We start from the raw sequence: 12,098 nt of genomic DNA, 5'->3' as shown, positions 1-12,098 counted from the left end.
TAATACTATGATGAAAGCCCTGCGATGCTCGTGACATCCGATAGTTTTGAGCCACAAAGTTTGTTTAGGGAGTTTTTCGTCCGTGATTGTAAAGGCATGCCTCCTTAGAGTGGACGTCTGTAACAGTTCGGCAAGACACCCACCTGCGATGTGCAGGTTCAAAACTAAGGAGCAACACGGCATAATGGGGCTCCTTTTTTCTACTTCAATCCTACTTTTCCGATTGACTATAAGTCCGTGTTGAACAACCACAATAATCTCGCTTGCGAATGAAAGGTGACACGAAATATGCTTCATCAATTTTCTCGTTGTGAATTGGCCTTCGGTCCCGAAGGTTTGGAAAAAATGAAAAATAGCCGCGTTGCTGTTTTAGGAATTGGCGGAGTCGGTTCCTTTACAGTAGAAGCACTGGCGCGTACAGGTGTAGGCAAGCTCGTTTTGGTGGATAAGGATGTAGTAGACATTACGAACATCAACCGCCAAATCCATGCGACGCTGAACACAGTGGGTCAAAAAAAGGCTGAGCTCATGAAGGAGCGTATCGCGACGATCAATCCAGAGTGCGAGGTCGTAACACTTCATATGTTCTACAATGAAGAAACAGCGAATGCGCTGTTTGAGCATGAATTGGATTACATCGTAGATGCCATGGATACCATGTCCGCGAAGCTCCATGTGATTAAGGAAGCGAAGCGTCGCAATATCCCTATTATTTCTAGCATGGGTGCGGCCAACAAAATGGACCCAACCCGTTTTGAGGTTGCCGATATTTCCCAAACGAGTTATGATCCGATTGCAAAGGTCATTCGACGTGAGCTGCGGAAAAGCGGTATCTACAAAGGGGTAAAAGTTGTCTATTCCCGTGAGATTCCCGTAACCGTACGTGTAGATGTACGCGAACAAATCGTTTCTAACCCGAATTCACCGATTAGCAAAGTGCGGATGCCTCCAGCAAGCAATGCTTTCGTGCCTTCTGTAGCTGGTTTAATTTTGGCCAGTGTAGTGGCAAGAGATATTTTGGAGTGGCAGCCTGTAAAAGGATAGTGGAACATGGATGATTTATTCACGTTTGCCTACGACCAGCAGAGTGGGGGCAAACAGAAGCCATTGGCTGCGCGGATGCGGCCGCAATCGATTCAAGATGTGATCGGACAATCGCATATTTTGGCTCCTGGAAAGCTGCTCCGACGCGCGATTGAAGCAGATCAAGTGTCCTCTGTCATTTTTTACGGACCTCCAGGTACAGGGAAAACAACGCTGGCAAAAGTCATTGCCCGAACCACACGCACGCATTTCTCCGAGTTAAATGCCGTTACGGCTGGTGTCGCTGACATCCGCAAAGTGGTAGATGCGGCAAAGGAGCGGCTCGTCATGGACAGTCAGCGGACAACATTGTTCGTAGACGAGATTCACCGCTTCAATAAATCCCAACAGGACGCCCTTCTTCCTTATGTGGAGGAAGGCACGATCATTTTGATCGGCGCTACGACGGAGAATCCTTTTTTCGAGGTGAACCCGGCGCTTTTGTCGCGTTCACAAGTATTTTCCCTTCAATCGCTTTCTCATGAGGAATTGAAGCAGGTCATGGATCGGGCACTTACTGATGAAGAAAACGGATTGGCGGAGCTATTTGTCACTGTAGAACCGGAAGCGGCAGAGCATTTGATTCAATACGCGGAAGGGGATGCCAGACGTTTGCTGAACGCATTGGAACTGGCGGTGACAACGACACAACCAGGAGCGGATGGACGAATTACCGTGACGTTGGACGTCGCCGTAGAATCCATTCAGCGCAGGGCTGTACGCTACGATAAGAGTGGGGACAACCATTACGACACGATCTCTGCTTTTATTAAATCCATTCGTGGTTCTGATCCGGACGCAGCTCTTTACTGGTTGGCGAGAATGATCGATGCCGGAGAAGATCCACGGTTCATTTCTCGCCGTTTGGTCATCTCGGCTTCAGAGGATATCGGAAATGCTGACCCGCAAGCGATCACAGTTGCGATTTCCTGCTTTCAGGCGGTAGAATTGGTGGGGATGCCTGAAGGGCGTATCCCTTTAGCACAAGCGACGACGTACCTGGCAACCGCTCCCAAAAGCAATGCCGCTTACAACGGAATTAATTCTGCGTTGGATCGCATCCGAACGGATGGTCACAAGCAAGTACCGATTCATCTGCGAGATTCTGCTTACAAGGGAGCTGCGAAGCTGGGACACGGTCAGGGATATCTGTATCCGCATAACTATCCATATGGGTATGTACCTCAACAGTATCTGCCTGACGGTGTAAACTACTCGTTCTACCAGCCAAAGGATCACGGCTATGAGCGTCACATTCGCCGCTTCCAGGAAGAAAGACAGAAGATGGATGGACGTGGGTTGCCAAGGAAAAACTCCCCCGAATAATGGGGGAGCTAACATTTTTAAGTGCGGACATTACCGCCTGGTTTATTGGGCAAATCACCGTTTTCATTCGGTTGTTTGCTCTGCTCACTCGCACCGTAACGGGCTTTGTGAGCAATCGTGCCTGCGGGTTGGTCGTACAAGGTGTCGGACGGGTGGTTGGGACCTCGTTCCGAGCGTTTGTTTGTTGTCATCTGCATATCACCCCCTAAGATGTTAGTGTGTCCCACGATACAGAAGACATGTAGAGGGCGGGCGCGTATTACCGATACAAAGAGGAGAGTTGTTAACGTGAAGATTTCGACGAAAGGACGTTACGGGCTGACGATCATGATGGAATTGGCCAACCGTTGCGGAGAAGGGCCGACTTCACTACGGAGCATCGCCCAAAAACACGATTTGTCCGAGCATTATTTGGAGCAATTGATTGCGCCTCTGCGTAACGCGGGTTTGGTAAAAAGCATTCGTGGCGCATATGGCGGTTACGTTCTGGCGAAGCAGCCGGATGAGATTTCTGCTGGTGATGTGATTCGCGTGCTGGAAGGACCGATCAGTCCTGTGGAATTTGCAGAGGAAGAAGATCCGGCTAAGCGTTATTTGTGGCTGCGTATTCGGGATAGTATTTCTGCTGTTCTGGATTCGACTTCCCTTCAAGACTTGATCAGCTTTGAAGACGATGGTCCTGCCGATAATTATATGTTTTACATCTAGAATCTAAGAGGTTGTTCAAAAAGTCGTCTTTTGATCACGAAGTAGCTCAGAACGCTCATTCGACATCGAATATGGCGTTCACCTCCGAAGTCCGGTGCTCATGTAGATTACCTACACTCCGCTCCTCCTTCGTTCGGTTCTCGCCATCTTCTCGGTGCTAAAAAGCCGACTTTTTGAACACGCACTATAAGTTGTAGAAGGTGACAGCATTGTCAGATCTATTGTATTTTGACCATGCAGCTACTACGCCGGTACATCCACGTGTAGTTGCTGCTATGACTCCCTATTTGACTCAAGTATTCGGGAATCCATCCAGTGTCCATGGTGCAGGTCGCGAAGCGCGAAAAGCGTTGGAGCAGGCGAGAGATACGATTGCCGACTTTATGGATGCTGATCCGCAATCGCTCATCTTTACAAGTGGCGGGACAGAAGCCGACAATATGGCGATCATCGGTGCTGCAATGGCACAGCGCGAACGTGGTCGTCACGTCATTACTTCGCAAATCGAGCACCATGCAGTCTTGCATGCTTGTGAATTTTTGGAGCAGGCTGGATTTGAAGTGACGTACTTGCCTGTTGATCAGACAGGCATGGTCCGCTTGGAAGACCTGAAACAAGCGGTTCGCCCGGATACGGTTCTGGTGTCCATTATGTACGGAAACAACGAAGTAGGAACGATCCAGCCAATCGAGGAAATGGGAACCTTCCTGCGTGAAAAAGGGATTGTTTTTCATACGGATGCCGTACAGGCTTTTGGTGTACTTCCTGTCCATGCACGGAAGCTGCCTGTTGATATGCTCTCGGTATCCGCCCATAAAATTAATGGTCCAAAAGGAGTCGGCGCTTTGTATTTAGCGCGTAAGGTTCCGTTTTCCCCGATATTGCACGGCGGTTCACAAGAGCGCAAACGCAGAGCGGGAACGGAAAACCTGGCCGGGATTGTTGGCTTTGCCGAAGCGGCAAAGGTCGCTGGCGAGGAAATGGCCGAGCGGGTTGAAAAATATGAGCAGATGAAAGCAGCGATGATTGCAGTCTGGCAGGAAGCAGGAATTACGTTCTGCCTGAATGGACATAGCGAGCAGGCATTGCCCCATATTTTAAATGTGTCCTTCCCTGGTGCCCATACAGAAACCATGCTGATGAATCTGGATATCGCCAAGATTGCAGCAGCCAGTGGCTCAGCGTGTACATCCGGATCATTAGAGCTGTCACACGTTCTAAAAGCAATGCACTTGGACGAGAAGATTGCGCATTCAGCCATTCGTTTCAGCTTTGGGATTACGAATACAGTGGAAGAGGCGAAGCAGGCTGCTACAGCGGTTGCTGCGATTGTAAAGCGCTTGGTACGCGAATAACGAAGGATGAAAGCCGTTTGGAGGAAGCCAAGCGGTTTTTTCGTTTGAGCAAAAGCGGGTTTCTTATTGGAGTTTGTGGTGAATTGTGGAAGAGGATGGTAAAATGATGCTGTAGTACTAATCCTGAAGAACTATATAATCCGGATCACCCGATAAGGAGAGGACTTTCATGTTGGCCAGACGCTACTCTATTCGCTACAAACTGGTGTTTACGATACTCATCCTAACCATGCTTCCATTAATGGTCGTCGGCTATATCCAATTTGAAAATGCACGCAGCGCGCTATACAAGCTGGCTGTATCTGATTTGCAATACATAACGGAAATGAAGGCACGAGAGCTGGCTGTTTACGCTCAAGATGCAACGATGAATGAGGGGAACAGACAGAAAATTAACGAAATAACACGCGAGGTGGCCGAAAAATATTACAAGCCAAATGGCATGGTTGGCTACGCCTATATCTTGGATGCGAGTGGAATCGCCATCTTTCATCCAGACCCGAAAGTCGAGAATACCTCTTTGGCGAATGAAGAATTCACGCAAGTCATGCTCGCTCAAAAAAACGGCTGGATCGAATATGAATTCGGAGGCTCTACCAAAGTGGCGGCGTATAAGCAGCTGCCAAACGGATGGATTCTAGCTATTGGCAGCTACGAAAATGATTTGCTAACGACAATTGAGAGCAGCCGTCCGATGATGTTTCTCCTCAACCTGGTGAGTGCCACCTTAGCGCTGGTCACAGGAATTTTTATTGTCAACAAGCTGGTTCGACCGCTAAAAGATTTGGTATTGGCAATGAAGCGTGCAGAGACAGGAGATTTGACCACGCAAGTGACTGTACGTTCCCGGGACGAGCTTGGGGAATTATCGTCGATGTACAACGAGATGATGGGGGTATTTCGCCGCATGGTCAACGAGGTGCAGCGAGTAGCCCAACAGGTCGCGGCAGCTTCGGAAGAATTAACAGCGAGTGCGACAGAAAGTGCACGTGCTTCCGAACAAATATCCATGGCTTCTTCGGAAATCGCTACAGGTTCCGAACAACAAAAACAAACGGTAACGGATACAGTACGCTTTTTGTCTCGCATCGGTGGAGATATCCAACTCATCGCGGCCTCGACCAATCAAGTAAATGCTGATGCGACAGACGCAAATCGATTGGCACAGGTTGGGGAAGGCAAGCTGCAAGAACTCGTACTAGAAATGGATCAAATCACAGATCATGCCCGTCGTACAGAGCAGGTGATCCGCGAGCTTGGCTCTCAATCCGAGCAAATCATCGGAATCATCACGACCATTCGTCAAATATCCAACCAGACGAATCTATTGGCTTTGAACGCTGCTATCGAGGCTGCACGGGCGGGGGAACAGGGACGAGGCTTTGCGGTTGTGGCCCAAGAGGTGCGTAAGCTGGCTGAGCAATCGGGTGAGGCTGCAGAAGAGATCGCAGGCTTGATTCATACGATCCATACAGATATTCTCGCGGCAGTATCGGAAATGGGAACGACTGCAGTCGCTATACAGGATGGACGCGAAGGAGTGGCCCAGGCAGGAGACAGCTTCCAACAAATCTTGGTAGCCGTTCAAGACGTCAGCCAGCAAGTACATCGCATGAACGATGCTGCTCAAGCGATTCATCGCGATACAGTCCAATTGGTGAGTCACTCCGAAAAAATAGCTGGACTTGCGGAAACAGCGGCAAGAGATACACAGGAAGTAGCAGCAGCGTCCGAAGAACAGTCAGCAACGTCCGAGGAAATGACAGCGGCATCCGAAACGCTTGCGAAAATGGCCGAGCAGTTGTCAGAACAAGTAAAACGATTTACAATTTAAGACGAGCATATGAGAAATCCACTTTCAAGAAAAGTGGATTTTTCCTTTCTGGAACGGTTTTTTATGTAAGGAGGCGTTTAGATGGACGAGCAGCAGTCAATCTCGCTGTTTGCGGAAACCTACATTCGAGGATTTGTTTCTCAAGAAATTTTTTACAAGGAAGAAACCTGGTACGGAGTTATCCGTCTTAAGATAGAAGAGACTACCGAATCGATTAAAGAATCGGAGGTCATTATTGTCGGTAATTTTCCTCGCCCGCATCCAGATGAGCTGTACACCTTTTACGGTGAATGGAAGACACACCCTCGTTTTGGCCAGCAGTACGTAGCAAAGCGCTATGAACGTGAAACGCCGAAAACATTGGCCGGGGTTGAGCGATACTTAGCCAGTGGCTTGTTTCAAGGGATCGGAAAGAAGATGGCCAAACGGATTGTCGAGCAGCTCGGTGTAGATGCGCTATCGATTATCGCGGACTTCCCGGAGCGATTGGCTGAGGTACCAGGCATTTCTGAACAACGTGCCAAAACGATCTATGATTCTGTAGTCGAGCATCGTTCCTTGGAAAGTGCCATGGTTTTCTTGTACGACTTCGGCATTGGTGTGAACATGGCGCTGCGTATTTATCAGACCTACAAGCTGGAAACGATGACTGTGTTGAAGGAAGAGCCTTACCGGTTGATTGAGGATGTCGTGGGAATCGGCTTTAAGCGGGCAGATGACATTGCACGAGCTACTGGAATCGCTGCTTCCTCAGAAGAACGTGTGAAGGCGGCGGCTCTCTTTGTCTTGCAGGAGGCTTCGTATTCAGAAGGACATGTTTATTTGCCTGTGGAGGAGCTCTGTGAAAAAACGCTGCGCCTTCTCGAAGAGTGCGGGGGGCACGACTTTTCTGGAGACGATATTCAACTGGCAGTGGAAGCCCTGTTTGTGTCGAGCAAAATTGCCTGGGAAGATGAGCGGGTGTATTTGCCCTCACTGTTTTTTGCCGAGCTCGGTCTTGCCAAAAGACTGCGTCACTTCGCTGCGCGGGATGAATTCGGTACGTTCCCGACTTCGGAGTTTTACCGTGCGTTAGGGGCGGTCGAGGATGAGCTGGGGATTACGTATGCCCAGACGCAGCGTGATGCCATTGAACAGGCGATCAAAGCAGGTCTGATGCTTTTGACAGGGGGACCTGGTACGGGGAAAACGACAGTCATTCGTGGGATTTGTCGTGTTTTTTCTCAGCTTCATGGATTGTCTCTGGACTTGAAAAAATACAACGAAGAAAATCCGTTCCCGATCGTTCTTGTGGCTCCTACTGGACGTGCAGCAAAACGGATGACAGAGACTACGGGTTTACCAGCAATGACCATCCATCGCTTGCTCGGTTACAAAGGGGAGAGCTTCGAGCATGACGCGGAGCATCCAATCCGTGGCCGGCTATTAATTGTGGATGAAATGTCCATGGTCGATATCTGGTTAGCAAATCAATTGTTTCGTGCGGTCCCGGATGACATGCAGATCATCATGGTAGGAGACCCTGACCAGTTGCCGTCCGTAGGACCAGGCAACGTCCTGCTGGATATGATTCGATCTGGATTGTTACCGTTGGTACAGCTGACAGAAATTTATCGGCAAGCAGAAGAGTCCACTATTATTCGGTTGGCCCATGATGTACGCAAGGGGAATGTACCGGCAGATTTGCTTCACACCACCCCGGATCGGCGATTCTTCACAAGTTTGCCACAAGAAGTTCCGGAAGCAGTGAAACAAATTTGCTTCGGAGCCGTAAAAAAAGGATATACGGCAAAAGATGTTCAGGTATTAGCCCCTATCTATAAAGGTAATGCCGGTGTGAACCGGTTGAATGAAGAATTGCAGGAGCTGTTTAATCCGAAAACGCCGCAAAAGCGTGAAGTTACTTTCGGAGAGACGACTTTCCGTACAGGAGACAAGGTCCTGCAATTGGTGAACAATGCTGAAGAACAGGTGTTTAACGGTGACATGGGTGAGATCGTCGCCATCTTTTTCCCGAATGAAAATGCGGAGAACCAGGAGATGCTGGTCGCTGCCTTTGATAACAGGGAAGTGGTGTACAAGCGTTCGGATTATCATCAGCTGACGCTTGCCTACTGCTGCTCGGTTCATAAGTCTCAAGGCAGCGAATTTCCGATTGTGATCATGCCGTTTGTCAAAAGCTACTACCGTATGCTCAGACGTAAGCTGGTCTATACCGGGATTACCCGGAGCAAATCATTCCTCATCATGTGTGGAGAGCCGGATGCGTTCCGTGCAGCTGTAGAGTCTGATGAGGAGGGGGTACGGTACAGTTACCTGGAAGAACGGCTAAAGCAAGAGTGAAGTTGGAACCATTTGCGCCGAATGGACGTGTCCATTTCGCCTGATACTAACAAGGCGGAAGGGGGATGTCCCACATGCGCAAGGCAATGGATGCAGTCGGATTGCCAGTTGTTTGCCTTCAAACAGGGGAGACGATTGGAACCGTGCGTGACATTCTTTGCGACTCCACTTGGCATGTACGAGGAGTCTTGCTGAGCGAACAGGGCTGGTTCCAATCAGGTACCTATATTCCTACCGAACATATTCATGCGGTCGGGGAGTCCTGCCTTACCGTATCGGGAAAAGACGCGATCACGCCCTTACCTCATCTCGCCGGACTAGAGCCTGTCGGCATTGTGACGGGAAAGACGAAGCTAAAAGGAAAAGCGGTGATTACCGCATCCGGAGAGTGTTTGGGGAGGCTGGAAGATGTTTACTTTTCAGCCAACTGGGAGAAACTTGTAGGGTACGAACTATCGAATGGCTGGCTTGCAGATATTACGGAAGGACGAAAGCGCCTCCCTGCACCAGCATCCGTTATCGTCGGGGAAGAAAACCTGATCGTGCCGGACTAGTTCGTGGCCAGGCGTGAAAGGGAGGAAAGCGTGTGCGTGTCATATGCCCGAATTGCAGTTCCAAAGACGTAGGAAAGATTGGAACCAATCAATACTATTGCTGGAACTGCTTTATAGAAATGAGCGTTTCCAATGAGCAGATCGCTTCTGTCTACCAAGTTGAGGAAGACGGATCCTTGCATTCGCTCAACGATCTGTTTATTGAGGATCAGACAGTAACCGCTCACTTGAATATGTAGTGGATTTGAGCGGTAAAACCAATGGAGGTGGCACGCTTGTTCACTCGAGGCCTGTTGCGGGTTCTGGCCACAAGCGGAATTGTGGCAATCATTGGCTATTGGATGGCTCCGCGACGTCGCAGTCGGTTTTCATTGAATTGGAATCAGTTGCCCTTCTCCATGCGTGATGTGACGCGTATGTGGAAATCAGGTCGCAAGCTGATGCGTGCCGTTACTCGTTAACACAAAATGTGAATTGGAACGTAAATAAACACCCGAACATACACTGTGTTCGGGTGCTTTTTTTTCGACATACATGAAAAAGCTCCGTCGCGGAAACGACGGAGCCTTGCTTTGCATTAAGGTTGTTCTGCCAAGCGTTTTTGCTGTTGGCTTTTCATGCGTCCGATCAACAGGACACCAACCACAACAGCTACGATGAATACCCATTTCACCCAAGGGTAAGCGGCAAAGAACGGTGTGAGGAACTTCTCGCTCGTTACCATGCTAGCTGCGGTATACGCCAATACTGCAGAACCGATATAAATAACGATCGGATATTTCTCGATCAGCTTCAAGATCAATGTGCTACCCCATACCATGATCGGAACACTGATGATCAAACCGATAACTACCAGAAGGAAATCACCATGTGCTGCACCAGCAACCGCGATAACGTTATCCAAGCCCATTACTGTGTCGGCTACAATAATCGTCCAAATCGCTGCTCCAAGTGTTCCGCTTGCCTTCATATTCTCATGACCATTATCTTGAATCAGCAACTTGAGGGCGATCCAAATGAGAATCAAACCACCTACAAGCAGCAGACCAGGAATCTTCAGCAACCAAACGACAGCGAGTGTTGCCAATGCACGAATGACAATTGCACCAACCGTTCCCCAGATGATGGCTTGCTTTTGTTGATGAGCAGGCAGGTTACGAGCAGCCATCCCGATGACGAGGGCATTGTCCCCGGCCAGCACCAGGTCGATGATAACGATAGAGAGTAATGCAGTCCAGAACTCAGGTGTTAACAATAAATCCATTTCTCTTCCTCCTCCTAATCCATTTTTGGAAGCGAATAATCCGCTGGCCGTTTTCTTGATACCTCCTATAGTGTGTGTAAAGGGGCGAAAAAGAAAACGACCTTTCCCGGAACAGGAAAAGGTCGTTTGAAAAACAAAAATAGACCTTTTACCTGGTCGGCAAAGGTCTTGCTTACAACATTTACGAAAATGTTGCCAACATAGCCGGGGAAAAATCCCGTAATGACGACTATGTTGCGAAAAAGCTACTCCCCTTTGGAGATATCCTCTTGTAATTACATACTACTGAACACGAAATTGTGTGTCAATAGGTTACATGAAATTTATGTGAATGAGACAAGCTAAAAAAGATGTATGCAAATAGGGAGGAGTTGGGGAACGTGGATGAACTTCGGCGAAGTCGTCTATTTGCTGCTGCTGTTTGGCTCATCGCACTTTTGGTCATCGGCAATCTGCTTTGGCTGCTCCGACCAGTCCTGTCACAGTTGTTTTCGCTCATAAAGGAAGTGCTTGTTCCCGTCATATTGGGACTCGTCATCGCCTACTTGCTCCATCCGATCGTGCAATTGCTGGAAAAAAGAAGGGTTCCGCGCTTAATGGCAGTCCTGCTCATTTATGGATCTTTTGTATTGGTAATTACCATTGCGATCATTAACGCCATCCCTATTTTTACAAAACAATTGGTGGAGCTGTCAGACGATATTCCCCGCCTGATGGATTGGTACTATACATGGATGAGTGAGTGGGAGGCACGAAAATATTTCTTGCCGGATAGCATCTCGAGGGGTGTAGACCGGGTGATCATCCAGTCGAATGAGGGGATGTCTCATTCAGTAGCGAAACTCGTAGAAAACGCTCGTCATTCAATGGGAAAGCTGTTTGCTTTTGCTATCGTGCCGTTTATTGCTTTTTACTTTTTGAAGGATATGAAGCAACTGCATGAGACGGGGATGTCGATTGTTCCAAAGGCTTATCGGAAGCAAGTTCTGATTGTCCTGCGGGATATTAATGAATCCTTGGGTAAATACATACATGGACAAATGATTGTGGCCCTGATCGTAGGTGTTTTCGCATACTTGGGCTACTGGTGGATCGGTATGCCGTATCCTTTTGTGCTGGCTGCATTCGTTTGTCTCACCAACATCATTCCGTACATCGGACCCTTGATTGGGGCGGCACCGGCAGTTGTGATCGCGATTACGATTTCCACCAAGACACTATTACTCGTTATCGTGGTCAATCTCATCATTCAAATCGTGGAAGGGAACATTTTGTCCCCAAACATCGTTGGTCGTTCTTTGCATTTGCACCCGCTTCTCATTATCATGGCTCTGCTGGTAGGGGAGACTGTAGGGGGGATCATCGGGCTTATCGTTGCTGTCCCGATTCTTGTCGTTTGCAAAGTGATCGTCAGCCGAATCGCTGTCATGATGCATGAAAGTTGACAGTGATCAGGTAAAATATTTATAATATGGACAAAGTGATTTATGTGAAATCAATGAGGGAACGAGTATGTTGCAGACCTTTTACAGAGAGGGCGCTCCATGGTTGAGAGAGCGACCAAAAGAAGAGCAGCAGAAGGCTACTCCTAAGACCGGGCAAAACCCGGCGGCTTGGCACCGTTAGACGCC

General features: G+C 48.7%; 12 protein-coding genes and 1 other RNA gene. 11 read left to right on the top strand and 2 right to left on the bottom strand.

Features of this window, described 5'->3' with window-relative positions; genetic code table 11:
• Nucleotides 1-13: 13 nt before the first annotated feature.
• The 3 genes from ssrS (at nt 14) to FB479_RS05660 (ending at nt 2,409) form a co-directional block, all read left to right on the top strand.
• Nucleotides 14-195: non-coding RNA, 6S RNA (gene ssrS / locus FB479_RS05670), on the top strand.
• Between the two features lie 93 nt (nt 196-288).
• The gene (locus FB479_RS05665; RefSeq protein WP_106656732.1) at nt 289-1,044 is read left to right on the top strand and encodes a tRNA threonylcarbamoyladenosine dehydratase; all 756 of its coding nucleotides are present in this window, start codon (nt 289-291) and stop codon (nt 1,042-1,044) included.
• 6 nt (nt 1,045-1,050) lie between these two features.
• A complete protein-coding gene (locus FB479_RS05660; protein WP_142063206.1) occupies nt 1,051-2,409 on the top strand; it encodes a replication-associated recombination protein A in 1,359 nt (452 codons plus the stop codon).
• A 17-nt stretch (nt 2,410-2,426) separates the two neighbouring features.
• Here the strand turns inward: FB479_RS05660 and FB479_RS30400 are convergent, their stop codons facing one another.
• Nucleotides 2,427-2,600: a hypothetical protein gene (locus tag FB479_RS30400; RefSeq protein ID WP_164724499.1), complete on the bottom strand. Its 174-nt coding sequence runs from the start codon at nt 2,598-2,600 to the stop codon at nt 2,427-2,429.
• A 97-nt stretch (nt 2,601-2,697) separates the two neighbouring features.
• Here FB479_RS30400 and cymR point away from each other — a divergent pair, with 97 nt between their 5' ends.
• The 7 genes from cymR (at nt 2,698) to FB479_RS05625 (ending at nt 9,664) form a co-directional block, all read left to right on the top strand.
• Complete coding sequence (gene cymR / locus FB479_RS05655) at nt 2,698-3,117, top strand: cysteine metabolism transcriptional regulator CymR (RefSeq protein WP_106656730.1); 420 nt, start codon at nt 2,698-2,700, stop codon at nt 3,115-3,117.
• Nucleotides 3,118-3,326: 209 nt separating this feature from the next.
• Complete coding sequence (locus tag FB479_RS05650) at nt 3,327-4,472, top strand: cysteine desulfurase family protein (protein WP_142063203.1); 1,146 nt, start codon at nt 3,327-3,329, stop codon at nt 4,470-4,472.
• A gap of 169 nt (nt 4,473-4,641) precedes the next feature.
• Nucleotides 4,642-6,306 carry a methyl-accepting chemotaxis protein gene (locus FB479_RS05645; protein ID WP_142063200.1) on the top strand — a complete coding sequence of 555 codons (1,665 nt, stop codon included), beginning with the start codon at nt 4,642-4,644 and terminating at the stop codon, nt 6,304-6,306.
• An 81-nt stretch (nt 6,307-6,387) separates the two neighbouring features.
• The gene (gene recD2, locus FB479_RS05640) at nt 6,388-8,649 is read left to right on the top strand and encodes an SF1B family DNA helicase RecD2 (protein ID WP_106656728.1); all 2,262 of its coding nucleotides are present in this window, start codon (nt 6,388-6,390) and stop codon (nt 8,647-8,649) included.
• Nucleotides 8,650-8,723: 74 nt separating this feature from the next.
• A complete protein-coding gene (locus FB479_RS05635; RefSeq protein ID WP_017247593.1) occupies nt 8,724-9,203 on the top strand; it encodes a PRC-barrel domain-containing protein in 480 nt (159 codons plus the stop codon).
• Nucleotides 9,204-9,235: 32 nt separating this feature from the next.
• Nucleotides 9,236-9,442 carry a hypothetical protein gene (locus FB479_RS05630; protein WP_007717618.1) on the top strand — a complete coding sequence of 69 codons (207 nt, stop codon included), beginning with the start codon at nt 9,236-9,238 and terminating at the stop codon, nt 9,440-9,442.
• Nucleotides 9,443-9,469: 27 nt separating this feature from the next.
• Nucleotides 9,470-9,664, top strand: coding sequence for a hypothetical protein (locus tag FB479_RS05625; protein ID WP_232030579.1), 195 nt, complete (start codon nt 9,470-9,472; stop codon nt 9,662-9,664).
• A gap of 116 nt (nt 9,665-9,780) precedes the next feature.
• Here FB479_RS05625 and FB479_RS05620 read toward each other — a convergent pair whose 3' ends face one another.
• The gene (locus FB479_RS05620; RefSeq protein WP_106656726.1) at nt 9,781-10,467 is read right to left on the bottom strand and encodes a TerC family protein; all 687 of its coding nucleotides are present in this window, start codon (nt 10,465-10,467) and stop codon (nt 9,781-9,783) included.
• A gap of 380 nt (nt 10,468-10,847) precedes the next feature.
• Between FB479_RS05620 and FB479_RS05615 the strand changes: the two genes are divergently transcribed.
• Nucleotides 10,848-11,912, top strand: coding sequence for an AI-2E family transporter (locus FB479_RS05615; protein WP_106656725.1), 1,065 nt, complete (start codon nt 10,848-10,850; stop codon nt 11,910-11,912).
• The last annotated feature ends 186 nt before the right edge of the window (nt 11,913-12,098 follow it).

The sequence above is a fragment of the Brevibacillus sp. AG162 genome (assembly GCF_006715575.1).
GTDB lineage: Bacteria > Bacillota > Bacilli > Brevibacillales > Brevibacillaceae > Brevibacillus > Brevibacillus brevis.
Note: the sequence above shows the minus strand (reverse complement) of the source record. Positions and strands in the feature narration are given on the sequence as shown.

Bases quoted from the DNA above. Each gene is read 5' to 3' on its own strand.
- recD2 (WP_106656728.1), top strand. From the start codon at position 6,388: ATGGACGAGCAGCAGTCAATCTCGCTGTTTGCGGAAACCTACATTCGA.
- FB479_RS05620 (WP_106656726.1), bottom strand. From the start codon at position 10,467: ATGGATTTATTGTTAACACCTGAGTTCTGGACTGCATTACTCTCTATC.
- FB479_RS05665 (WP_106656732.1), top strand. From the start codon at position 289: ATGCTTCATCAATTTTCTCGTTGTGAATTGGCCTTCGGTCCCGAAGGT.
- FB479_RS05645 (WP_142063200.1), top strand. From the start codon at position 4,642: ATGTTGGCCAGACGCTACTCTATTCGCTACAAACTGGTGTTTACGATA.
- FB479_RS30400 (WP_164724499.1), bottom strand. From the start codon at position 2,600: ATGACAACAAACAAACGCTCGGAACGAGGTCCCAACCACCCGTCCGAC.
- FB479_RS05635 (WP_017247593.1), top strand. From the start codon at position 8,724: ATGCGCAAGGCAATGGATGCAGTCGGATTGCCAGTTGTTTGCCTTCAA.
- FB479_RS05660 (WP_142063206.1), top strand. From the start codon at position 1,051: ATGGATGATTTATTCACGTTTGCCTACGACCAGCAGAGTGGGGGCAAA.